Genomic DNA, 24,121 nt, shown 5'->3' with positions numbered 1-24,121 from the left:
TCGCCGTCGTCACCTGATCAAGGAAGTAAGATACCATAGTTTTGACCCTTTGACGACCACCGCCAGCGGCAGCTACTACATCTTCTGAGTGTAAGAACCAGTCTCTGACACCGTGAAACCGTGAGTTATCGACCCTACCCCGACGCAGTCTTGCGTTCAACAAGACAGGACATCGTGAAGGGCCACGATGCTATCGTTCATACTGCAGGTCAAGTGGCAGTCACGGCTTCGATACAGGACCCACGAACTGACTTCAAGGTGAATGCACTCGGAACGTTCAATGTGCTCGAAGCCGCACGAAAAGCCGACAGCGACCCTGCGGTCGTACAGGCATCAATGAATAAGGTGTAGGGGATAACGTTAATGAAATCCCGGTTCGCGAGGAAGACACGCGGTACCAGTATGATGACCCCGAGTACGAGAACGGAATTCCAGAGTTGCTCTCGATCGACGACTGTGAACATACGCCGTACGGAGTGTCGAAGCTCACAGCCGATCTGTACGTACAGGAGTACGCTGACCGCGGCGAGATAGACGCGGCTGCGTTTCGGATGAGTTGTATCTACGGAACGCGGCAGTTCGAAAACTAGGATCAGGGATGGGTGGCGCACTTTGCTATCAGCACGCTTCGGGACGAGCCACTCACGATCTTTGGAGACGGAAAGCAGGTACGAGATGTGCTCTACGTGAAGGATCTGATTCGTGCACACGATGCGTTCCTTTCTGATCCGGAGGACAAACCATCTGCGTGCAATATCGGCGTGGGCGGAAAAACCAGTCTCCTCGAATTTCTCGACATGCTGGAAGAAAAGACCAATAGACGGACCGAAGTATCGTTCGACGACTGGCGAGAGGGGGATCAGAAAGTTTACATCTCGGATATCTCGCGCGCATCGGAAGTATTAGACTGGGAACCACAGGTTGACTTCGAGGATGGAATCGAACGCTTCGTGGCGTGGTACGGAGGTCGATAATTTCGGGGAACACTGATATGATTTATTGGGGGCTGAATATTCGACCCTTGGGCCAGACTTCACTCCCCCAAAGCCCATCGATAACGATCGGTTGACTCTAGAAAGTACCTCGACAAATACGGAGCGACCGCGGGCGGTATATAACAAGCCTTATGGAGGTTTTGGAAGTGACTTCGTGTAATGAGTCAGCAAACCGACGCCGTCGGAGACGACGAGGGATCGCCCCTCGACGTCCTCCGGCGGTGGTATCACGTCCTGATCCTCCTCGGGGCGTTCGCGTTCATGCTGTGGACCCGCCTCCGATCGTACGGTAACTTCGTTCGAAACGGCGAGGTGTACTTCCGCGGCAACGACGCGTGGTATCACCTCCGCGAGACGAGTTATCTCCTCGAGAATTGGCCGAGTACCCTCCCCTTCGACGTCTGGACCGGCTTCCCGGTTGGTAGCCAAGTCGGTCAGTTCGGCACGCTGTGGGATCACATCATGGCGGTCAGCGTCTGGATCGCCCGCCCGATTATGGGCAGCACCGAGGAAGTCATGCTCGTCATGGCTCCCATCGCTGGTGCGCTCGTCGCGATCCCGACCTACTTCATCGCCCGCCGGTTCGTCGACCGGTTCGCGGCGCTCGCCGCGGTCGTCGTCCTCGCGCTCCTCCCGGGCACCTTCTTCAGCTACAGTCTCGTCGGCTTCCCGGACCACAGCGCGGCCGAGGTCCTCTTCCAGAGTCTCGCCGCCCTCGCATTCCTCGTCGCCTTCGCGGTCGCCGAGCGCGAGGCGCCGGTCTGGGAGCTCGTCGTCGATCGAGACTGGGAGGCGCTAAAGCGCCCGGCCGCCTATGCCGCGGCCGCGGGCGTCGCACTCGGGCTCTACATGTGGACGTGGCAGCCCGGCGTCCTCATGGTCGGGATCACCGGCGTCTTCCTCGCGGTGAAGCTCACGAGCGACACCTACCACGGGAGAAGCCCCGAGCCCGTCGCGTTCGCCGGCGCGGTCGCGATGAGCGTGACGGCTCTGATGCAGCTGATCCCGCTCGACACGTTCTCCTTCCAAACCACACAGTACTCGCTCCTCCAGGTCGTGCTCCCGCTCGGCGTCGCGGTCGGCGCCGTCTTCCTCGCGTGGCTCGCCCGTCAGTGGGAGTCGCGCGAACTCGAGGTCGACACGTACCCGCCGGCCGTCGGCGGCCTCATCCTCGCGTCCGCTGGCGTCGTCTGGCTCGCGATCCCCTCGCTGTGGTCGACGCTCACCAGTAACCTCTTGAACTTCGTCGGCTTCAGCGCCACCGCACAGTTCCGTACCATCGGTGAGGCCCAACCGCCTCTTCAGAACAACGCCTTCTCCGACTTCGTCCTCTCGCAGTACGGATTCGCCTTCTTCCTCGCACTCGCCGCGATCCTTTATATCCTCGCGCGTCCCCTCTACCGCTCTGACGACCCCAACCACACGCTCTACATCCCGGCCGCGCTCGCGCTCGTCGGCTCCGTCTACGCGCTCCCGCAACTGTACGGCGCCATTGGCGGCGTCGTCGGTGTCAGCTGGCAGGTCGTCGGCCTCGTCATCGCCGCGGCGTTCCTCGTCGGCGCAACGTTCCTCGTTGAGTACGATACCGAGGAGCTCTACTTCGTCGTGTGGGCGGCGTTCATCGGGAGCGCCGCGTTCACGCAGACCCGCTTCAACTACTACCTCGCGGTGATCGTCGCGGTCGGCGCGGCGTACTTCCTCCAGGTCGCGCTCGACGCGATCAGCCTCCACTCCCTCGACGACCTCCGCGACGTCGAAGGCTGGCAGGCGATGACGGCGATCGCGCTCGTCGTCGTCCTGATCGTCCCCCTCGTCGCGATGGCGACGCCCGTCTGGGCCGCCGGCGCGAACACCGGTCCCGGCGGCGTCACGCAATGGGACGGCAGCCTCCAGTGGATGAACGACGAGACGCCCACGCCCGGCGAGCTCGAGGGCGCGGACAACCCATTGGAGTTATACGGCACCTACGAGCGGCCGGCAGACGACGACTTCGAGTACCCGGAGGGCGCGTACGGCGTCCAGTCGTGGTGGGACTACGGCCACTGGATCACCACGCGCGCCGAGCGCATCCCGAACGCCAACCCGTTCCAGCAGAACGCGGGCGAGGCGGCGGACTACCTGCTCGCGCCGAGCGAGGAGGAGGCCGCGGAGGTGCTCGCGAGCCAGAGCACCGAGGGCAACGACACCCGCTACGTCATGGTCGACTGGCAGATGGCCTCGCCGAACTCCAAGTTCGGCGCGCCCGTCACATTCTACTCGGGCAACGAGACGCGCTCCGACTTCAACAAGGTCCTCTACCAGCAGACCGAGCAGGGCGGGTTCCAGACGGTGATGCAGGTGAACACCCAACGCTACCACGAGAGCCAGATGATCCGCCTGTACGAGCACTACGGCAGCGCGGTCGATCCCGAGCCGGTCGTCGTCGACTGGGAGTCCCAGACCGCCCAGACGCAGGGCGGCGAGCAGGTCGAAGTGAACACGCTCCCGGCCGACCCGACGACCACGATCAAACAGTTCGACAACATGACCGCGGCCCGGGAGTACGTCGCGGAGGACGGCAGCGCCCAGATCGGCGGCGTCGGCACGCTCCCCTCTGAGCGCGTCGAAGCCCTCGAACACAGCCGCCTCGTCCACGCCTCGCAGGCGCAGGGCCAGTCGCCCTCGGCGCTGCAGGTCCGCGTCCTCCAGCAGCTGCTCCCCGAGGGGACCAGCGTCGAGGACATCCTCGGCGAGTCGTTCCTCGCGGCGTTCCAAGACGACTACGTGAAGACCTTCGAGCGAGTGCCCGGTGCGACGATCGAGGGATCGGGCGCCCAGCCCGGCGCGGAGGTCGAGGCGACCGTCGAGATGCAGAAGGCTTCGGGTCAGACGTTCGAGTACACGCAGTACGCCGAGGCCGACTCCGACGGCGACTTCGAGCTCACGGTGCCGTACTCCACGACGGGGTACGACGAGTTCGGGCCCGACAACGGCTACACGAACACCAGCGTCCGCGCGACCGGGCCGTACAACGTCACCACCGAGCGGACGACCGGCGACGACCTGTACACCACCCAGCGCGTCGGACAGGTCGAGGTGACCGAGGGCCAGGTCGTCGGCGAAGACGACGCGGCGGCGACGGTCGAACTCGAACAGGAGGTCATCGACTGCCCGAGCGGCGACCCCGAGTGTCCGGTTGACGGGAGCGGCTCTGACGGCGGCTCCGGCAACCAGAGCGCTGCGACCGCGCCCGTGGCCCCGGCCCTCGCGGACGCGACGGTCGCCGCGGACGCGACGGCGACCGAGACGCCTCGCACCGACGGCGCGAGCGCGTAACCAGCAATGGCCGGCCTCCGGGACTGGGCGACGCTGTATTTAAAAGGCGTCGCGATGGGGAGCGCGGACGCGGTCCCCGGCGTCTCCGGCGGCACCATCGCGCTCATCGTCGGCATCTACGAGCGACTGATCGCGGCCGTGACCGCGATTGACCCCGCGCGGATCCGGCGCGTTCTCGCGGGCGTCCGCCCCGCAAACATCCCGGACGCCCGCGCCGCGTTCCACGAGGTCGACGGCGCCTTCCTCCTCGTGCTCGGCGCGGGCATCGGCACGGCTGTTATCACTGTCTTAAGCGGCGTCGACTACCTCTTAACGACCCGCCCGGTCGCGACGTACGGCTTCTTCTTCGGGCTGATCGCGGCGAGCGCGGGCGTGTTGCTCGGCGGCGTCGCGCTCGACACGCCCCGGCGGAAGGCGGCGGCGGTCGCCGGCTTCCTCCTCGCGTTTCTCGCCTCGGGGTACGCCTCGACCGCGCTCGCCAGCTCGCTACCGGTCGTCTTCGTCGCCGGCGCGGTCGCGGTCAGCGCGATGGTGCTCCCGGGGATCTCCGGGTCGCTGCTGCTCGTCGTCCTCGGCCAGTACGAGTACATGTCGGGCACCGTGAGCCGGGCCGTCGACGGGCTGGTCGCGTTCGTCACCGGAAACGGCAGCGAGACGCTGGTCGAAACGCTCCCGCCGGTCGCGACGTTCCTCGTCGGCGGCGTCGTCGGGCTGTTCACGATCGCTCACACCGTTCGATACGCGCTCGCCCGCGCCCGGGCCGCGACGCTCGCGTTCCTCGTGAGTCTGGTCGTCGGTGCGCTGCGGGCACCCCTCGCTGAGGTGTCGCTTCGACTCGCAGAGAGCGGCGAGTCGTGGCGAGCCGCCGCGCCGCGGTTCGCGCTCGCGGCGCTCTTCGGCGCGGCGTTCGTGCTCGTGTTGGACCGGTACTCCGCGGCGATCGAGTACTGACGGCGTCGATGCCGTCGCGGGTCGCCCGAACAAACTAATATTATGGACGTGCTGATCAGCGAGATCGCGTACCTCGGGGCGGCGGTCGGCGCCATCTAGCAGAGGATGCGCCCCATCGCGGAGCTGATGTTCGTCGACTTCTTCGGCGTCGCGATGGACCAGATCTATAATCAGCTCGCGAAGAACACCTACGTCACCAACCCACCCCTAAAGCGGTGGGCTTGTCGGTGGACTCCCGTTCTAACCGACGTTAGTCGTCGGTAGGCGAGTAGCCGCCATTCACGTTCAGCGTCCCCGACTTGAGGGCGAGGTGACGTGTCGCCCCTCCGTGCGGAGACTTTTGCCCCGTACGGAGTAGCCGAAATCCGATGTTCTTCGCCGCGTTGTAGTCTGCGTTGACCTCGTAGCCGCACTTCTGACAACAGAACTTCGCTTGCGACTGGCGGTTCTCGTCTAGCGTCGTCCCGCACTTCGAACACCGCTTGGACGTGTACGCCGGATCAACCTTCGTGACGTCGATACCTTCCGCTTCGGCCTTGTACGCCACGTAATCGTACAGGCGTCGGAACGCCCACGCATGGAACTTCTTTGCACTCGGCATCCGGTTGCGGATGTCGGTCAGCTCTTCGAACGCGATCCGGTCGCACCCATGCGCGACGGCTTCTTGCACGATGGCTTTTGAGATACGGTGGAGGTAGTCCTCTACCCACCGTGTCTCTCGGTCGCCCATCCGTTCGATGGTTCGATGGGCTGACTCCGTGCCCGTCCGTTGAAGATCGCCACGCACGCGTTCGTACTCTCGACGACGGTGGTTGAGGTAGTCGCCGCTCCAGAACATCCCGGTCGACGTGACGGCGATCTGTTCGATACCGAGGTCGACGCCGAGGACTGTGCTGTTCTCGGCGTCGCCTTCGTCCGGTATCTTGGTCTCCACGTCGGGCTTCGTTCCGATGTGGAGGAAAAACGTGTCCGTCGCGTCGCGGTACTGGAGTGTCGCACCTGTGATCTCGTACTCGTCGTTGCGGAGGTATTTCGTCTGCGGGTTGTCTCCCTCCGGCGGAAGGATGTACTCGGCTTCGATGCGTCCGTTTACCGTAGAAAGGGACACACGATCGTCGTGGAATGTCGCACTCCGTTTGTCGTACCGGACAGACGGCGTCGTGAAGTGCGGTTGCGACGCCTTCTTACCTTTTTTCCACCGGGCGACAACGCCCTTGATGGCTTCGGCGGCGCGGTTGCGTGCAGATTGAACGAGATTTGCCTGAAGGCGCGTCTGTTCGCGCACGTCGGAGTACGTCCGGTCGTGGAGTGTGTTCTTGGACGTCGGTTTGTAGTCGTCCTGCCATGCGTCACGGACGACGTAGTTACACGCCCACAGATACTCCTCGACGGTTTTGTGGAGGAGAGTGGCGTCGCTGTCGTCTACGTTGAGTTTGACGACGACCGTGCGACGCACCTCCGCCATACTTCATAAGAGCGAGTATAGATTTATAAGTACTGCGGTCCTGTGGGGAGTCACACTGCCATCGCTCGGCGGTTGATCCTTAGCACGTCGGCTTCCTCCCACGGCTCTAAAGCCGTGGGTTTCGGCCTTGCTGTCTTATCAGCGGCGGGAACGTGAACGTCCCGCTCGTCCTCACGGCCGCGGTCGGCGGGACGTACAACGACGCTGCCCAGCACTCCCAGACCCTCTACGGAACGTTCGCGCACATCCCCGGTTTAAAGCTCGTCGTGCCGTCGACCGCCTACGACGCGAAGGGGCTGATGCACAACGCGATCCGCGACGACGACCCGGTGATGTACCTGTTCCACAAGCGGCTGATGGGGATCGGCTGGATGCCGGCGCCCGACGGCCCGAAGACGCCCGTTCCCGAGACGGACTACACGATCCCGTTCGGGTCGGCGGACGTCAAGCGCGAAGGTTCCGACGTCACGGTCGTGACGCTCGGGCTCCATGTCCACCGCGCGCTCGACGCGGCGGAGTCGCTCGCGGCAGAGGGAATCGACGCGGAAGTGATCGACCTCCGGACGCTGGTTCCGCTCGACACCGAGACGATCCTCGAGTCGGTCCGGAAGACCGGCCGACTCGTCGTCGTCGACGAGGATTACCAGTCGTTCGGCGTTACCGGAGAGATCATCGCGCGCGTCGCCGACCGCGACCTCGGTGCGCTCGACGCCGTCGAGCGGGTCGCCGTCCCGGACGTCCCGATCCCGTACGCCCGACCGATGGAAAACGAAGTGATCCCGGACGCCGGCGACATCGAATCGCGCGTTCGCGAGGTCGTGTCCCCGGAATGACCGACCGACCGGTCGCGACCGACGGCGGCTCCGGAATGCGGGTCGCCGTTCGTGCGACCGGCGACTGGGAGGCCGACGTCGACGAGAGCGAGGGGATCCTCGTCGACTGGTTCGCCCGCGAGGGCCGGTCGGTGGCGGCGGGCGACACGCTCTGTGAGATCCAGGTCGAGAAGGTGAGCGTCGACATCCGAGCGCCCGTCGCGGGGACGCTCGACGAGATCGTCGTCGAGGAGGACGACGAGTTCGAGATCGGGGACACGCTCGGGTGGGTCAGATCCGAGTGACGGCGCTTACGCTCCCCCGCCTCCGCCCAAGTCTCAAGCTGGGGCGGACTCCTCGCCGGGCATCTCACCGACGAGTTCGACGTCAAGACGGATGCGTTCGTACGGGAGGTACGGCCGTTTCGACCGGCCCTCCGCAACGATGAACAGCAAGCCGTGGTCGGCGAGCAGCGACACGTCGTCGTGAACCGCTCGATAGTCCCGACCGAGATCGTCTGCAAGCGCTGAGATACTCTCAGCCGCGTCACCGATCGCGAGGAGCGCCCGCAGCAGTTCGATCCGGCGGTCGGTGAGGATCGTCCGCAGCTCACCGACCGTCGCGAACGAGACGACTGCAGGCTGCTTGTCGCCCCTGCTGGCTGTTTCGGTGGCATTGCGGGTCTCTTCACGCATCTCCTCGAATGACTCCACAGTGACGCGAAGCACGCTGGGATGCGGGCGGTCACGGGGGTCACGGTACTTCTCGGGCCAGCCGTCGTCGGTGGGTTCAGTCATAGTTTGTATCCTCGATCGTGGAGAGCTGAGCGACCTCTTGGAGGAAGCTCGCGACGTGTGCGAAATTCTGGATTCTATTATGGCCTATGATCTCATAATACATATACTCTAGGGACCCACCCACCACTGGATCGAACGATAGTCCCACCCGAGGCTTCAAATCGGCGCTCGTCGAACCCACACGCGATGCGAACGCGTCGAAGCCTGTTGGCGTCGGGCGTCGCTGGACTCGCCGGCGTCGCCGGCTGCGCCGCGCTGCCGTCCGGTCGACGGACGGGACCCGGAAGCGACCGCGACAGCCCGAACGCCGCCAACGTCGACGCGCGGATCGGGTTCGTCGGCGACCTCATGCTCGGGCGCAGCGTCAACGAGCGCTGGGTCGACGACGACCCCGCGGATGTCTGGGGATCGACGCTGCCGCGCCTGCAGGCACTCGACGGGCTCGTCGCGAACCTGGAGTGTTGCGTCTCCGATCGCGGCACGCAGTGGCCGGATAAAGTGTACTACTTCCGATCGGATCCCTCCTTCGCGATTCCCGCTCTCGAGGCCGCGGGCGCCTCTTTCGCCTCGCTCGCGAACAACCACATCCTCGACTTCCGGGAGCCCGCGCTCCGCGACACGCGGACGCACCTCGGCGACGCCGACATCGCTCACGCCGGTGCCGGGACCGACCTCGAAACGGCGCTCGAACCCGCGGTCTTCGAGGCGGGCGACGTGACGGTCGCCGCGTTCGGGCTCACCGACCAGTCTCCGGCGTTCGCCGCGACGGAAGACGGGCCGGGAACCGCCTTCGCGACGCTCGATCCGAGGATCCCAGAAACCCGATCGCTCGTCGAGGGGATCCTCGAGAACGCCCGCTCGCACGACCCCGACCTCGTCGTCGCCTCGCTTCACTGGGGCCCGAACTGGGAGACCGAGCCGCGCCGGGTCCACGAGCGGTTCGGGCGGTGGCTCGTCGATCAGGGCGTCGACGTCGTCCACGGGCACAGCGCGCACGTCCTCCAGGGCGTCGAGGTGTATCAGGGCCGGCCGATCATCTACGACGCGGGCGATTTCGTGGACGATTACGTCGACTACATCGACCGGCAGGGCGTCCACAACAAACGGAGCGCGCTGTTCGAGCTGGTCGTCCGCGACGGCGACCTCGACGAGCTGCGCGTCGAGCCGGCCGCGATCGTCGACGAGGCGGCGGCGCTCGCGGGCCCCGACGTCGCCGAGTGGGTGCGCGACACAATTGCCGAGCGCTCCGCGGCGTTCGGGACCGACGTCGAGCGGACGGACGGGAGGGTGACGATCCCGCTGGGCGACGGTTGAGACCAGTCGACGACGATGGGGGGCCGGTCCGCTCGGACACGTCTCCGATTGCCTAGATTCAAATGAGACGGGCCATTAGGTCTGGTATGTTCGGTCTGAGCGCGGCGCAATTGGAGATATTGCTACCGACACTCATCGTCGCGAGTCTGGTGCTCGCAGCGGCGTGGGGCCTGTTCGTGGTGTTGCGAGATTCGGAATAACAGCACTTGACCGTCGCCCCACGAGGAACCGGTCCGTGCTGGCTGGAGGCACGGCTTGGTCGCGCTCCGTGTTTGTGGTGAATCGAGCGACGACTCGCCCGGGGACGGTTCGGTTCTCGTCGAGTCTGGAGATTCGTTGATGCCGCCGCGACGAGACGCTCTCTGCGCGACTGCTGGCGACGGAACCGGCGGCAGATGCGAGTCGCGCGGCGATTCTAGGTCTCGTATCTCTGTGATGTGTCCAAACAAATAATAGACTATAGCGCGTACGCCCCTGTATGACTGAGCGTGGCCTCGCACCATGGACGGACGACCTCTCTGCTCGCGAGCGTGTCAGGGAGATCGCGACAACGCTCACAGAACCGCGCTCCGTCGAGTGGGTACGCGAGGAAGCGCAGGTGTCCGCGTGGCAAACCGCGAAAGACGAGTTGGAGATGCTCGTTGAATTCGGGCAGCTGCAGGCCGTCGAAGGCGATGGCGGGCACACCAAATACGCCCCGAACTACCAGCTGCGCTACTTCACCGAACTGACCGAGCTGATCAACACCCACACGCGAGCGGAGCTCCGCGAGGAGATCGCGGCCATCCAAGATGACATCGATGAGTGGAAGGCCGACTTCGAGGTCGAGTCACGCGATGAGTTAGAGGCGACGCTCACGGATGACGACCTCGACAGCACAGATATCCGCGACCGCAACCGCGTCCTGCGTCAGTGGGAACGCTACGAAGACAACAAACGCCTGCTGAAACACGCGCTCGAGCTCTACGACGACGCCCGCGAGCTTTATCCGGGACAGAACGACTCGTCGAACTCGTCGGTGTCGCTCTCACAGTAGCGCATCGATGATCTTTCTCGCAAATCGCGCGAATCTCGATAAGCGGACGCTGCTCTCTCGGATTTTTAATCGCCTGCAGACGCGGGCTTCCGTAGATGGTTCTCCCGTTGAACAGGTCTGGTACCACACCTCAATCGGAAACAAAGTCGGTGTCCGGGCCACAATCGTACCGTCATCGTTCCTCGGAACGTCATACCCTGTCGGCGAAGCGGAACTGCAGGTCTCATTCGATTTCCCGCAGACTCACGCGTACGACTTCTATCGGATCCAGTGGGTCGACGCTGAGCGGGATCTCATGGTAGGGTGGCATCAGGACGAGACGCACCCGGAGCTCGGAGAGTGCCACTTCCAAATCGATTACCGAGGCGACACGGTACAGCGCGAGGAAGCCGTATTCATCGACGCCCATCCGCTGAACGTGTTCGATCGCCGAATCGATGACCTCGTCGATGCCCTCGACGCACTCACGTGGGACGATGAGGCCCCGAACGTCCCGAGCGAGACGATCGCATAACCGGTCCACGTCGGCCCCGGTCCCTGCTGGCGTCCAAACCCTATTGAGGCACAGTCGTCAACGGCGAGCGTGACAGACACTAACCGCGAGTGGCTACTGGCCGAGCGGCCGACCGGCGAGCCCGACATGGACTGCTTCGAACTGCGCGAGACCGGCGTTCCCTCCCCCGCACCGGGCGAACTCCTCGTCCGCACCCGATTCCTCTCCGTGGACCCGTACATGCGCGGCCGGATGCGTGGCGCCGAGTCGTACGCGGAGCCGTGGGCCGTCGGCGACCCTCTCAAGGGCGGCGTCGTCGGCGAGGTCGTCGAGAGCGCGAGCGACGCGTACGCCCCCGGCGACCTCGTCACAGGCGAGGGACGGTGGGCCGACTACGCGACGCTCGACGCCGACGACGTCGCCCCGGTCGATCCCGCGGTCGCCGATCCCGAGGCCTACCTCGGCGTCCTCGGGATGCCGGGGCGGACCGCCTACTTCGGGCTGTTAGAGGTCGGTGAGCCCAAGCCCGGCGACACGGTGGTCGTCTCCGGGGCTGCGGGCGCGGTCGGCTCCGTCGTCGGCCAGATCGCAAAACGCGCAGGCTGTCGTGTGGTCGGCTTCGCGGGCTCCGACGAGAAGACGGCGTGGCTCACGGAGGACCTCGGCTTCGACGCCGCGATCAACTACGAGGCGACCGACGACTACCGCGCCGCACTCGACGAGGCCGCGCCCGACGGCGTGGACGTCTACTACGACAACGTGGGCGGTCCCATCACCGACGCCGTGTTCACGCAGCTGAACCTCGACGCGCGCGTCGCCGTCTGCGGGCAGATCGCCCACTACAACGACGAGGAGGTCCCGACTGGGCCGCGGAAGCTCCCGCAGCTGATCTCGGTGCGCGCGCGAGTGGAGGGCCTGCTCGTGGGCGACTTCGCGACCCGGTTCGGCGAGGCCAGTGAACGACTCGGTCGGTGGGTCGCGAGCGGCGAGCTGGAACACCGCGAGACGATCGTGGAGGGGCTGGAGAACGCGCCCGACGCCTTCCTCGGGCTGTTTGCCGGCGACAACATCGGCAAGCAGGTGGTGCGGGTGTCGGCGGCGAACCAGGAGTAGCGAGGCGACCCTCGGATACGCTGACGACGATCCTGACGTCGCTCGATTCATATATCTGCGTGATACAAAGATATATTGATACTCAATGCGTACACGACGGTATGACCGAGTTCGATCCGGCGCCTGAACCCGGGACTGAACGGTCTCGGTGGCAGGAGGAAACGGACACGTTCGGGCGTGTCTACGACGTCCTTCTTGGAGTCACGTCGCCGACGGCGTCCACCGATATCGCGGAGCTCGCGGACTGCTCTCCGAACGCGGCGAAGAAGCATCTCGACCGGCTGGCGGAGATGGGTGTCGCTCGCGCGAACCGAGAGAACCGCCCGGCGACGTACGAGCGAAACGACGGCTATCTCGAGTGGCAGGACGCGACTCGGATCGCTGCCGGTCTCTCTGTTGACGAGATCATCGACCGCGTCGCGACGCTTGAGGACCGGCGCTCCGAATACGAGGACCGGTTTGGGACCGCCGACCCGGATACCGTCTCCGTGTTCGAAGACGCTGATCACGAGACGATCCACGACCGAATGACCGCGGTGAGCGAGTGGAAGGGCGTGATTCGAGATATCCGGCTCTACGAACTGGCACGGCAGCTCTCGGAGAACGACGGCCATCTGATCCCCGCTTGAATATGAGCTCCCCGTCAGGCGATTCGGCACCTGAGTCGACTGGCCCTCCGGATCGACAGACGTTGCGCCTACTTGAACGACAACTGGCGTCCGACCCGCTGGTCGCTACGGCTCAGTTCGAACCGGACCCGTACGAACCGCGGCTCCTTCGTGCGTCGCTCGCCACGGAGCAATACCCCGATTCGGTGACTACGGCTCGAATCGACGTTCGGTGGTTCACGACGAACGACTTCTCGATACACTACCTCGAAGATCGGAGTAGTGGGCAGTGGGAGTGTCGCTGGGACCGACACCCGAACACGCACAACGCTCGCGTCCACTTTCACGAACCGCCGACGGGCGCTTCGGTTTCGGATCTCGAACTCTCATCGCTCCATCCGCTCGATATCTACGCGACCGTATTCGAAGCGATTGAGCGGCGGATCGAGACACTCTGATCGGATTCCCCCAACGATTGACGTTTTGGGCATCCACCTCGGTATTCTGGTGACCCATCGACCATGGTTAAGTACCCTGACCGCTTCTCCTCCGGACAGATGTCCCACGACGCGCGAGCCAGACTGAGCGACCTCCGGCGGGCGTTCCACCGCCATCCGGAGCCGGGATGGCGCGAGTTCCGGACGACCGCCCGCGTCGTCGCGGAGCTCGAGCGAATCGGCGTCGACGAGATCGCCGTCGGCCGCGACGCGCTCGATACGGACGCGCGGATGGCCGTCCCCGAGGACGACGAGATCCGGCCGTGGCTCGACCGCGCCCGCGCCGCCGGAGTCAGCGACGATCTCCTCGAACGCACCGCGGGCGGCCACACGGGCGTCGTCGCGACCCTCTCGCAGGGGGAGGGGCCCTGTATCGGCCTGCGCGTCGACCTCGACGCGATCTCGATTCACGAGTCGGACGATCCCGACCACCGGCCGACCGCGGAGGGGTTCCGCTCCGAACACGACGGGTACATGCACGCCTGCGGCCACGACGCGCACCTCGCGATCGCGCTCGGAACCATCGCGGCCGTCAAGGAGAGCGCGTTCGAGGGGACGCTCAAGCTGTTCTTCCAGCCGGCCGAGGAGATCTCCGGCGGCGGGAAGGCGATGGCCGAGAGCGGTCACCTCGACGGCGTCGACTACCTGTTCGCGCTTCACATCGGGCTCGGACACCCGACGGGGGAGATCGTCGCCGGCGTCGAGAGCCCGCTGGCGATGGCGCACCTGACGGCCACCTTCGAAGGGGCGAGCGCCCACGCGGGGAAGGCGCCCAACGAGGGCGCGAACGCCATGCAGGCCGCCGCGGCCGCGATCCAGAACGCGTACGGCATCGCCCGGCACGCCGACGGGGCGACGCGCGTGAACGTCGGCGCGATCGAGGGCGGCTCCGCGAGCAACGTCATCGCCGAGGAGGTGACGATCGACGCCGAGGTCCGGGGCGAGACGACCGCGCTGATGACGTACGCGCGCGACGAGCTCGAACGGGTCCTATACGCGGCCGCCGAGCTCCACGACTGCGACGTCACGCCGCGGCTGATCAGCGAGTCGCCGTGCGTCGACAGTCACCCGGCGCTCCGAGAGGTCATCGGCAACGTCGCGTGGGACGTCGACGGCGTCGACCGCGTGATCCCGAGCGAGGAGTTCGGCGTGAGCGAGGACGGCACGTATCTGATGGGCCGGGTCCAGGACGCCGGCGGGCTCGCGTCGTACGTCCTCGTCGGCACGAACCACCCGACGAGCCACCACACGCCGACCTTCGACATCGACGAGGCGAGCCTCGAGATCGGGGTCACGCTCCTGTCGGACGCCTTCGTTGAGCTGTCGCGGCGACGCCCGTAGCAGGGCGCGGGGGGTCGGGGCAGGGGGCCGGGGGAGGGGCACCGGGACCCGGATCGGTCGGTGTCGCTCGCCCGATGGTCCGGTAGTGTTAATCCTGTGGCACCCGGTGTAACGGGCATGAGCCAGAACGACGTGCCGGAGTCGCTGGAGGCGGCGGCCGAGTCGGACCGGCCTCGCGGAATCCTGACCCCCTCCGACCGCGACTTTCTGCTCGGGCGCAAGACGGATTACACGGACCACTCCCGGAAACAGAAGCGGAACCGGATCCGGCGCCGCGTCCGGAACGCGGTCCTCGATTTCAGCATCCTCTTCGAGTGCTTAGAGGAGCGCGACCGGGAGACGGTGTTCGACCCCGACGACGAGGACCGTGAGGCGTACACGCAGGGGATCACCGACATACTCGCGTTCCTCCACCTCGGGACGATGGGGTACCACACGCCGTTCAAGGACATGCTCTCGGAGGGCGTCGGCAAGGCGGAACAGCGGCTCGCCGGGTCGAACTACCGCATGGTCAACGTGGAGTTCAACGTCGACCCGGTCGGGCAGATCGACGTCGACGAGGTCGTCGCGAAGCTCGAAGACGACGAGTTCGCGGAGCTCACCGACGAGGAGCTCCGCGCCTTCGTCCGCCTGCTGACCATGTCGGACTCCTTCTCGCCGGAGGCGGCCGGCGAGGAGATCAAAGACCGCGTCGACGAGTTCGCCGAGGAGCTGACGGAGAGCGCCGCCTCCCACGAGCGCACGCTCGAGGAGTTGACGAACTGACGGCCCGGGAGACGAACTGACGGCACGTCGCCCCCTCTCTTGCGGTAACGAATATCGATGACGCGCCGCTCGTCGGCGATCGACCGCTTGCGGTGATGCCGGTCCGGGGGCGACTCGGTAGCGTTCGGCTCCCGCCGCGGTTCGAATCCGTATCTGGGGTTATCACACTCATTTCTCCCTAACTGTCCAGTATGTCGCGCCTACCGCCGTCGGTCTCTCTTCGTTCGCAACCTGATTCGGATTGCGTTGAACAAATATACAGTATTCATAATCCGATTATATTCTCGCGTCTTGAGAAACACTTATCGTGTACAATTTCGATCTCCTGTGCATGCCAGCATGTGGCATGGTACTCGACCGGCGGAGGCACCGTGGCCGGAGTAGTCGTCGCCGTGGCGGGGGTGTCAGCTCATGAGCGGCTCGGAACCGGGCATGATCGAGGAGTTCCGCGAGGAGATCGACCCGGTCGTCTTCGCGTTCGGCGCGTTGCTGACCGCCGGCGTGATCGCGGCGTTCTTCGTCAACGAGACGCTCGTCACGGAGACGATCGGCACCGTCTACGGCTGGGTGACAACGTATCTGAACTGGGCCCTGCTGGTGATCGTGTTCCTGATCGTCCTCTTCCTGCTGTTCCTGATCGTCGGTCCGTGGGGGCGGATCAAGATGGGAGATTCGGACCCGGAGTACAGCTTCCTGTCGTACTTCGCGATGCTGTACTCGGCCGGATTCGCGGCGGGCGTCGTGTTCTGGGGGCCGACGGAGGCGTTGTTCTACTACGACAACCCCTCGCCGCTGTTCGGGATCGAAGGCGGGACGGCCGAGGCGGTCCCGTACGCTATCCAGCAGACGCTGTTCCACTGGGCGCTCCCCCAGCTGGCGGTGTTCACGATCATGGGGCTCGCGATTGCCTACTTCGCGTACAACTACGAGGGCGTCCCGCTCCGGGTCTCGTCGGCGCTGACCCCGATCCTCGGGAAGGAGAACCTCGACGGTCCGGCCGCGAAGGTCGTTGACATCCTCGCCGTCTTCGCGACGATCGGGGGCGTGGCGACGTCGCTCGGATTCATCGGGAGCCAGTTCATCGCCGGCCTCAACTACCAGTGGGGGATCGACCTCGGGAACGTCGGCATCCTCATCGTGGTGACCACGATGACGCTGCTTTTCACCATCTCGATGGTGCTCGGCGTCGACAGGGGGATCCGCCGGCTGTCGAACTTCAACATGGTCTTGTTCGTCGTCCTCATGCTGGCGACGTTCATTTTGGGGCCGACCCTCTTCCTGCTCTTGTTGGGTTCACAGGCGATCGGCGGCATGATCGCCGACTTCACGTCCATGAGCCTGTACACCGGTGCCGGCAGCGACGCCGGGACGTCGTGGATGAACTCCTGGACGGTCTTCTACTGGGCGTGGGCGCTCTCGTGGTCGCCGTTCGCGGGGCTGTTTATCGCCCGCATCTCGAAGGGGCGGACCGTCCGCGAGGTCGCGTTCACGGGGATCGGCGCGACCTCGGCGGCGACGATTCCGTGGTTCACCATCGTCGGCGGAACCGCCCTCCAGTACCACCACACCGGCGTCGCTGACTTCAGTGCGGTCATCAACAACTTCACGCCGGAGATATCGGGCTTCATCCTCTTCGACGCCTTCCCGTTCGGGACGGTGTTCATGATCGCCTTTATGATCCTCGTCACGACGTTCTTCATCACGTCGGCGGACTCGTCGACGCTCGCCGTCTCGATGATGACGACCGGCGGGAAGGCCGAGCCGTCGAACATCAACCGCATCTTCTGGGGCGTCGTCCTCGGCATGACCGCCGCGATCCTCATGATCATCGGCGGCGGGGAGGGGGCGAGCGCGCTCCAGAACGCGGTCATCATCACCGGCGCGCCGTTCGCGTTCGTCTGCCTCCTCGCCATGCTGTCGCTGATCAGGGACTTCGGGAAGAACTACGACCAAGTGCTCTTCCAGCGGGAGACCGTGCTGTACGGATCGGGGAACGAGGCCGATTCCCGCTCCGGTCCGGTCGAGTCCGCCGGGTCGGACGACGACTGACGGCCGTCGCGTCCGCCTCCGGTCACATTTATACCAACTTTTAATGTACAGTGTATACATAAACTGTGTATGGATAGGGATACGGCGGAACCCGACGCGGACTCGCTCCCCGGTCCGAACGCGCAGCGCTGGGTCGACTTCCACCAGTCGCACTCCGCGCCCAGCGAGTACTCCCACGAGTTCGTCTGGGACGTGACCCGCGAGGCCGACGGGCCCTTCGTCACCGACGTCGACGGCAACGTCCTGCTGGATTTCACCTGTCACATCGGCGCGGCCCCGCTCGGCTACAACAACGAGAAGATCCTCTCGAAGCTGCGGGAGTTCGACCTCGTCGAGCCGATGAAGATCGCCGGCCAGGACCTGTACTTCGGCGCCGGGCCGACCCCGGACGAGGCCGACTTCCCGGGCTCGAGTCACCTCATGGAGCGGCTGACCGACGTCTCCGGTCAGTACGGGATGGACACGGTGTTCCTCTCGAACTCGGGCGCCGAGGCGATGGAGAACGCGATGAAGATCACCCACGACCACCGCGGGGCCGCGAAGTACGGCGTCGCCTTCGACGGGAGCTTCCACGGCCGCACGCTCGGGACCCTCTCGCTCACCAAATCGAAGGACGTGTACACGCGCCGGTACCCCGAGATAAGCGGGGTCGAGACGGTGCCGTTCTGCGCGGACCGCGGCTGTGACGCCGCGAGCTGCGACTGCGGCTTCTTCGCGGGCGGCGGCTCGCGGCTCCGGGGCATGCTCGCGCCCGAGGGCGGCCACGTCGACCCCGCGGAGATCGCCTTCCTGACGCTCGAACCGATCCAGGGCGTCGGCGGCTACCGCTTCCCCAGCGAGGCGTTCATGGACGAGGTCGCGGCGGTGACCGACGAGTATGACATCCCGCTCGTCGTCGACGAGATCCAGTCCGGCGTCGGTCGGACGGGCGAGATCTGGGCGTCGGACCACTACGCCATCGAGCCGGACGTGATCGCGGCCGCGAAGGCGCTGCGCGTCGGCGCGACGATCTCCCGGTCGGAGCTGTTCCCCTCCGAGAAGAACCGCCTCGGCTCGACGTTCGGCGGCGGCGACCTCCTCGGCTCGATGATGGGCGCGCTCACGCTGGAGGCGATCGACGAGCACGACCTGCTGGCCAACGCGACCCGGCGCGGGCGACAGGCGAAAGAGCTCCTCCGCGACGACGCGCCCGACACCGTCGTCGACGTCCGCGGCAAGGGGCTGATGCTCGCGGTGGAGTTCGACAGCCCGGAGCGCCGCTCCGCGGTCGTCGAGACCGCGATCGACCGCGGGCTCCTGACGCTCGGCTGCGGGAAGAAGACGATCCGGCTCCTCCCGCCGCTCGACGCGACCGAACGCGAGATCGCGCTCGGCACGGGAATCTTCCTCGACGCGGTCGACGCCGTCAGCGCGAGCGCGGCGGCGAACTGACGGGCCGGAACCGGCGGGCGAGCTTCGGTGGCCCCCTCCGCCGGCGAGACGTCCCGACCGGTTTCGGGCGGCGCGAGGGACTCGCGCGTCGACCCGCTCGCGGATTCGTTCGGCATCGATCCGAAGCGTCGTGCGAGACACGCCGGGCGCGGTCACCGCGCTGGGCGCGTCCCTTGCGCGTCGACGCCGCTCAGGTAGCTTCAGTCTCCAGACCGCGATTCGAAACAGTGACGCGAGCGATCAGGCGCGCAGCCACGCCAGCAGGCGGGCGGCCGGGCTTGTCGCCGTCTTGAGGTCCTCGGGTCGCGGGTTGTCTTTCAGTTGTGCGGGGCCACTTTCGGAGTTCGTCTTATTAATTTCCATTACAATATTTGATTGGGGCTGTATGCGGATAAGAAATTTGAATTATTAATATATTCTCTCAGAAAATACATTATGTATTGCGTTAATCATCACTATCTTTTAAGAATGAGAGGCGCGGCACACACCGCGGTCAGTGCGGGGGCGAGAGGCGGGGACGCCGGGAGGGCTCACCTCGGCTTCGACGCTTCCCCGCCGTCCGCATCGCGGTCGTCGCGGTCGCGGTCGGTCACTCGAGACTCGGACGCGCGTCTGCGGGGGTTTCGGCCTGTGGGACCGGGTGTCGCCGTTCGAGGTCGCGGATCGCGCCGACGAGCACGTCCACGCCGTGCCGGAGGCTCCGCTCGTCCACGTCGAACGTCGGGGTGTGGTGGCTCGTCGGGTGGTCGGTCCCGACGATGAGGTACGTCGCCAGCCCGCCCGCCTCTTGGACGCGCTCCATCAGGAACGTCGCGTCCTCGCTCGCGCCGAAGTCCGCCGCCGGCAGCACGGCCTCGATTCCGTCGACGCCCTCGGCGACCTCGGTCACCAGCGCCTGCAGCTCCGGGTCGCTGTCCGCACGCGGCGACTCGCTCACCACGTCGACGGTCCCGCGGCAGCCGTGCATCGTCGCGGCGGCGCGCACGGTGGTCTCGAACCGGTCTTTCATGTACTCCATCAGTTCGGTCGTCTCGCCGCGCGCCTCGGCCTCCATCGCCGCGCGCTCGGCGACGACGTTGCTCGCGGTGCCGGCCTCGGCCCAGCCGACGTTGACCCGCGTCATCCCGTCGGCGTGCCGGGCGATTCCGTACGCGTTCACGATCGCCGCCCCCATCGCCTGCATCGCGTTGTCGCCCTCGTTGGGTGCCTTCCCGGCGTGCGCCGAGGTCCCCTCGATCGTCGCGTCGAGGTGCGCCATCGCCAGCGGCTTCTCGATCCCCGCGACCACCTCGCCGGTCGGGTGGTCCAAGCCGACGTGGACGGCGAGCAGGTAGTCGAGGTCGTCGGCGAACCGGCTCTCGGCCATCGGACGGCCGCCGCCCCCCGTCTCCTCGGCCGGCTGGAAGAAGACGACCAGCCGCCCGGCGAAGTCGCTCTCGGCGATCGCCTCGAGGACGGCGAGCCCCCACGTCATGTGGGCGTCGTGACCGCAGGCGTGCATCGTCCCGTCGATCTCCGAGCGGAACCCCTCGTCGACGGGGTCGTGGTCGGGGTCGGTCGACTCCTCGATCAACAGGCCGTCGATGTCGACGCGGAGGCCGATCGCGGGCCCGTCGCCGCGGTCGATCACGGCGACTGCGCCCGTGTTCCCGCCGGTCATGCGGTCGAGCAGCTCCGGGTCAGCGCCGCGGTCGCGAGCGCGCTCGATCCACGGCTCCAGGTCGGCGTCGGGGACCGCCATCCGGTCGGCCGGGTCGTATGCGTCCGGCCCGATCGCGATCTCGTCGACGCCGATCGCCCGGATCTCCTTGACGAGCGTCGCGGTCGTGAGGAACTCGCGCCACGCGGGCTCCGGGTGGCGGTGGAACCGTCGGCGGACGCTGGCGAGCCGATCGCGGATCGGTTCGTTCATGCGAGTGCCTCTCTCGCTCGACCGTCTTAATTGTATACGATTCTCGTGTACGTTAGATACACAAAAGGCTAAGAAAGAGCCTCGTCATGATCCGCCAACGCGTCGTTCCGACGCGCCTACCGCCCATGAGCTCAGACCAGACCGCGGATCCAGATATCGTCGTGTTGCGCGAGGGAACGGAAGGCCTGTCGATGGCGTCGTACGCGGACGCGCTCCGCGAGCGACTCCCGGACCGGACGGTCGCGCTCGCGCGGACGCCCGCCGAGGAGCGCGACCTCGTGCCGAAGGCCCGCGTCGTGACCGGCATCACCCTCGACGCCGACCTCCTCGAGCGCGCCGACCGGCTGGAGCTGTTCGCGTGCACGTTCGCCGGCACCGACCACGTCCCGACCGAGGCGCTGCGCGAGCACGGCGTGGCCGTGACGAACGCGGGCGGCATCCACGCGCCGGGCATCGCCGAGCAGTCGATCGCCAACATGCTCGTCTTCGCCCGCAACCTCCACGAGGGGTTCCGCCGGAAGGCCAACGGCGAGTGGCGGCACTTCCAATCTCACGAGTTCACCGACAGCACGGTCACCGTCGTGGGGCTCGGCTCGATCGGGCAGGCGGTCGTCCGGCGGCTCGCCGGGTTCGAGGTGGAGACGATCGGGATCCGCTACACGCCGGAGAAGGGCGGCCCCACCGACGAGGTGCTGGGCTTCGACGACGACGACGTTCACGCGGCGTTCGCTCGGAGCGACTACGTCGTGCTCGCGTGCCCGCTCAACGACATGACCCGCGGGATGGTCGGCGAGGCGGAGCTGGCGACGCTTCCCCCCGAGGCGGTCGTCGTCAACGCGGCCCGCGGCGGGCTCGTCGACACCGACGCGCTCGTCTCGGCGCTCCAGACCGAGGGCATCCGCGGCGCCGCGCTCGACGTCACCGACCCCGAGCCGCTCCCGTCGGACCACGCCCTCTGGGATCTGGAGAACTGCCTCATCACCCCGCACACCGGCGGCCACACGCCCAAACACTGGGACCGGCTGGCCGACATCGTTGCGGGCAACGTCGCGGCGCTCGACGCAGGCGAGGAGCTGGAGAACGCGGTCGTCACGCCGGAACGAAACCGCTGATCGCGGCGCTGTTGGAATCCGATTTTCAGACGTATTATCCTCTGAAACGGCTGGTCGCTGAAGAGTGCCTCTTTACGGAGAATCGAGGAGAAAGCCTCGCGCTTTAGCGCGGGGATGAATCCGACACTACCCGTCACAGTCCACCGGTCGATGGCACGGCTGGATATTCCACGCTGCTCCAATACACACATTCAAATAAGTATATCTACATAGGTTACGTATGGCAAAACGGGTCGTTACCCGTACCTACACTGCTTCCATACGGAACCAGTCGCGGGTGCAAGACGACCTTGATTCGCTCGGGTTCGCCGCCTCGAAACTCTGGAACGTCGGACGGTGGACGTGTAGCCGGATCTGGGACGAAATCGATCACATCCCGAATCACAACGAACTCACCACGTACCTCAAAACCCACGAACGCTATGATGACCTACATTCGCAGTCAAGTTCGTTCGAGACGGCAAGCCGTCTCGTGATGCCAATGAGCTTCGCTCATTGAGCACAGCGAGTCCTTCAAGAACTCGCTGAAGCGTTCAACGGTTGGTACGGTAAACGACAAAACGGAGATACACGAGCGAACCCGCCCGGCTACCGCAAACACGGCGACGAACACCCGCGTTCCACGGTCACATTCAAGCAGAAAGGCTTCAAACTCGACACTCAGTACGACCGTGTTCGACTCTCAAAAGGATCGAACCTGAAGGAGTACTGGTCGGATTTCGTCCTGTGTAAGTACCAGACTCGCCCCGATGTTGACCTCTCCGCCGTGGAGAACGTCCAACAAGTCAAGATTGTGTGGACCGGCGACGAGTGGGAACTACACTTCGTTTGTAAGGTCGAAATAGACGTGAATGAAGCCCCCGGTGAGAAGACGGTTGGTGTTGATCTCGGTGTCAACAACTTCGCCGCGCTCGCGTATGAAGACGGTCACAGCGAGTTGTACCCGCTGAACTGCTTGAAACAGGACGACTACTACTTCAGCAAACGAATCGCTCGGTGTGACGACTCGGACTCCGAGCAGGCCACGCGGCTGAACCAGAAGAAGTCGGCTCGCCGCACTCACTACTTCCACACCCTCTCGAAACACATCGTTCAGCGATGTGTCGACCAAGGAGTCGGAACCATCGTGATCGGTGACCTCTCCGGTATCCGCGAGACCGAGGAGAACGGCGAGTCAAAAGACTGGGGAAAACACGGCAATCTTGACCTACACTCGTGGGCGTTCGACCGGTTCACCGACCTCCTCGAATACAAAGCCGAGATGGAAGGCATCACGGTTGAGACAGTGTCTGAGCGGGATACCTCGAAATCGTGCTCGTGCTGTGGCCGGAAGCGTGACGCGAACCGCGTTGAACGCGGACTGTATGTCTGCGATGAGTGCGGGACAGTGGCGAACGCGGATGTGAACGGTGCTGAGAACATTCGGCAGAAAGTATCTCCGAGTTCACCGAATCTGTCGGTGGATAGGAGTAACGGCTGGTTGGCACAGCCATCGACGTTCTTGTTTGACAAGGAAACTGGTGCGTTCGCACCTCAAGAACACGTAACGTCGTAAACCACAATATCCCAACCCAGCGGTGCGGTGCCGTGGGAATCCTCGCGCTTCAGCGCGGGGAGGATGTCAAACGCGACCGACGACCCCGCAGTGAATACTTCCAAAGCCCCAGCCGCGAGGACTCGCGCGACTCGTTGCGCTCCTCGCTCGGTCGCTATCGCTCCCTCGCTGCGGTGCTTCCGTCGTCGTGCTTCGTCCTCGCGGCTGCCCCTTTGAGTCCCACCCGACAGCACAGCAACCGCGCCTCACTCCTCCCCAGCCTCGTCGCCGGCGCTACGCGCCGGCTGCCAGAGGCGCTTCGCGCCTCGCTGCCGCTCGCTTCGCTCGCGGCGTCCCTCGCGCGTGCGACTCGCGGCCCTCGGCCGCTCGTCGGCACGCGCCACCGCCTCAATTTATTCATAAGCGATCGTCGCTGTCGTTCACGCAGTATTTAAATATCGTATCGCCGCCGTCGAACCGCAACACTCACTCTCACGATCACTTATTGAGGTGCCTTGTTGAATGCAAGACTGCGTCGGGGTAGGGTCGATAACTCACGGTTTCACGGTGTCAGAGACTGG

19 protein-coding genes and 4 pseudogenes are annotated in these 24,121 nt (G+C 65.2%); 18 read left to right on the top strand and 5 right to left on the bottom strand.

The genetic code is table 11. From position 1 onward, the window contains the following. Positions 1-120 precede the first annotated feature (120 nt). The 5 genes and pseudogenes from N5096_RS14975 to N5096_RS16440 form a co-directional block, all read left to right on the top strand. Entirely contained in the window at positions 121-351 is a 231-nt protein-coding gene (locus tag N5096_RS14975) for a GDP-mannose 4,6-dehydratase (RefSeq protein ID WP_309243309.1), read from the top strand. A 125-nt stretch (positions 352-476) separates the two neighbouring features. After that, a pseudogene (locus N5096_RS14970) lies at positions 477-974 on the top strand (NAD-dependent epimerase/dehydratase family protein). A 180-nt stretch (positions 975-1,154) separates the two neighbouring features. After that, positions 1,155-4,310, top strand: a complete 3,156-nt coding sequence (locus N5096_RS14965; RefSeq protein ID WP_267665604.1) for an oligosaccharyl transferase, archaeosortase A system-associated — start codon at positions 1,155-1,157, stop codon at positions 4,308-4,310. A 6-nt stretch (positions 4,311-4,316) separates the two neighbouring features. Next, on the top strand, positions 4,317-5,261 hold the full coding sequence (locus N5096_RS14960; protein ID WP_267665603.1) for a DUF368 domain-containing protein: 945 nt from the start codon (positions 4,317-4,319) through the stop codon (positions 5,259-5,261). A 39-nt stretch (positions 5,262-5,300) separates the two neighbouring features. Further along, positions 5,301-5,459: pseudogene (locus N5096_RS16440) on the top strand (alpha-ketoacid dehydrogenase subunit beta); the annotation flags it as partial. A gap of 52 nt (positions 5,460-5,511) precedes the next feature. On the opposite strand, the gene N5096_RS14955 reads toward N5096_RS16440, so the two are convergent. After that, positions 5,512-6,726 (bottom strand): RNA-guided endonuclease InsQ/TnpB family protein, encoded by a 1,215-nt coding sequence (locus N5096_RS14955; RefSeq protein WP_267665602.1) that lies wholly within the window; start codon positions 6,724-6,726, stop codon positions 5,512-5,514. Between the two features lie 137 nt (positions 6,727-6,863). Here N5096_RS14955 and N5096_RS14950 point away from each other — a divergent pair. Further along, positions 6,864-7,559 (top strand): annotated as a pseudogene (locus N5096_RS14950) (alpha-ketoacid dehydrogenase subunit beta); the annotation flags it as partial. Further along, positions 7,556-7,843, top strand: coding sequence for a lipoyl domain-containing protein (locus N5096_RS14945; protein ID WP_267665600.1), 288 nt, complete (start codon positions 7,556-7,558; stop codon positions 7,841-7,843). The pseudogene N5096_RS14950 and the gene N5096_RS14945, both read left to right, overlap by 4 nt. A 33-nt stretch (positions 7,844-7,876) precedes the next feature. Here N5096_RS14945 and N5096_RS14940 read toward each other — a convergent pair whose 3' ends face one another. Further along, complete coding sequence (locus N5096_RS14940) at positions 7,877-8,335, bottom strand: HVO_A0114 family putative DNA-binding protein (protein ID WP_267665599.1); 459 nt, start codon at positions 8,333-8,335, stop codon at positions 7,877-7,879. Between the two features lie 186 nt (positions 8,336-8,521). Here N5096_RS14940 and N5096_RS14935 point away from each other — a divergent pair, with 186 nt between their 5' ends. Next, positions 8,522-9,649, top strand: coding sequence for a CapA family protein (locus tag N5096_RS14935; protein ID WP_267665598.1), 1,128 nt, complete (start codon positions 8,522-8,524; stop codon positions 9,647-9,649). A gap of 478 nt (positions 9,650-10,127) precedes the next feature. Then, the gene (locus tag N5096_RS14930) at positions 10,128-10,685 is read left to right on the top strand and encodes a DUF7342 family protein (RefSeq protein WP_267665597.1); all 558 of its coding nucleotides are present in this window, start codon (positions 10,128-10,130) and stop codon (positions 10,683-10,685) included. 223 nt (positions 10,686-10,908) lie between these two features. Here N5096_RS14930 and N5096_RS14925 read toward each other — a convergent pair whose 3' ends face one another. Continuing rightward, positions 10,909-11,208, bottom strand: a complete 300-nt coding sequence (locus N5096_RS14925; RefSeq protein WP_267665596.1) for a hypothetical protein — start codon at positions 11,206-11,208, stop codon at positions 10,909-10,911. Between the two features lie 60 nt (positions 11,209-11,268). Here N5096_RS14925 and N5096_RS14920 point away from each other — a divergent pair, with 60 nt between their 5' ends. The 7 genes from N5096_RS14920 (at position 11,269) to N5096_RS14895 (ending at position 18,982) form a co-directional block, all read left to right on the top strand. After that, positions 11,269-12,291, top strand: a complete 1,023-nt coding sequence (locus tag N5096_RS14920; protein ID WP_267665595.1) for an NADP-dependent oxidoreductase — start codon at positions 11,269-11,271, stop codon at positions 12,289-12,291. A gap of 101 nt (positions 12,292-12,392) precedes the next feature. Next, positions 12,393-12,920: a DUF7342 family protein gene (locus N5096_RS14915; protein ID WP_267665594.1), complete on the top strand. Its 528-nt coding sequence runs from the start codon at positions 12,393-12,395 to the stop codon at positions 12,918-12,920. 2 nt (positions 12,921-12,922) lie between these two features. Then, positions 12,923-13,357: a toxin-antitoxin system TumE family protein gene (locus N5096_RS16585; RefSeq protein ID WP_379790543.1), complete on the top strand. Its 435-nt coding sequence runs from the start codon at positions 12,923-12,925 to the stop codon at positions 13,355-13,357. A 99-nt stretch (positions 13,358-13,456) separates the two neighbouring features. Then, the gene (locus N5096_RS14910) at positions 13,457-14,737 is read left to right on the top strand and encodes an amidohydrolase (RefSeq protein ID WP_267665605.1); all 1,281 of its coding nucleotides are present in this window, start codon (positions 13,457-13,459) and stop codon (positions 14,735-14,737) included. Between the two features lie 117 nt (positions 14,738-14,854). After that, complete coding sequence (locus tag N5096_RS14905) at positions 14,855-15,502, top strand: DUF8102 family protein (RefSeq protein ID WP_267665593.1); 648 nt, start codon at positions 14,855-14,857, stop codon at positions 15,500-15,502. 411 nt (positions 15,503-15,913) lie between these two features. Further along, positions 15,914-17,551 carry a BCCT family transporter gene (locus tag N5096_RS14900; RefSeq protein WP_267665592.1) on the top strand — a complete coding sequence of 546 codons (1,638 nt, stop codon included), beginning with the start codon at positions 15,914-15,916 and terminating at the stop codon, positions 17,549-17,551. A gap of 69 nt (positions 17,552-17,620) precedes the next feature. Then, a complete protein-coding gene (locus N5096_RS14895; RefSeq protein ID WP_267665591.1) occupies positions 17,621-18,982 on the top strand; it encodes an aminotransferase class III-fold pyridoxal phosphate-dependent enzyme in 1,362 nt (453 codons plus the stop codon). Between the two features lie 240 nt (positions 18,983-19,222). On the opposite strand, the gene N5096_RS14890 is transcribed toward N5096_RS14895, so the two are convergent. Together N5096_RS14890 and N5096_RS14885 are read right to left on the bottom strand one after the other, a co-directional pair. Next, positions 19,223-19,345 carry a hypothetical protein gene (locus N5096_RS14890; RefSeq protein WP_267665590.1) on the bottom strand — a complete coding sequence of 41 codons (123 nt, stop codon included), beginning with the start codon at positions 19,343-19,345 and terminating at the stop codon, positions 19,223-19,225. A gap of 226 nt (positions 19,346-19,571) precedes the next feature. Then, entirely contained in the window at positions 19,572-20,894 is a 1,323-nt protein-coding gene (locus N5096_RS14885; RefSeq protein ID WP_267665589.1) for an amidohydrolase, read from the bottom strand. 125 nt (positions 20,895-21,019) lie between these two features. Here N5096_RS14885 and N5096_RS14880 point away from each other — a divergent pair, with 125 nt between their 5' ends. Beyond that, a complete protein-coding gene (locus N5096_RS14880) occupies positions 21,020-22,006 on the top strand; it encodes an NAD(P)-dependent oxidoreductase (RefSeq protein WP_267665588.1) in 987 nt (328 codons plus the stop codon). A gap of 220 nt (positions 22,007-22,226) precedes the next feature. Then, a pseudogene (locus N5096_RS14875) lies at positions 22,227-23,561 on the top strand (RNA-guided endonuclease InsQ/TnpB family protein). Positions 23,562-24,121 lie beyond the last annotated feature (560 nt).

The sequence above is a fragment of the Halorubrum yunnanense genome, assembly GCF_026586675.1.
GTDB lineage: Archaea > Halobacteriota > Halobacteria > Halobacteriales > Haloferacaceae > Halorubrum > Halorubrum yunnanense.
The sequence above is the reverse complement of the archived record's forward strand: the minus strand, read 5'-3'. Positions and strand labels throughout refer to the sequence as shown.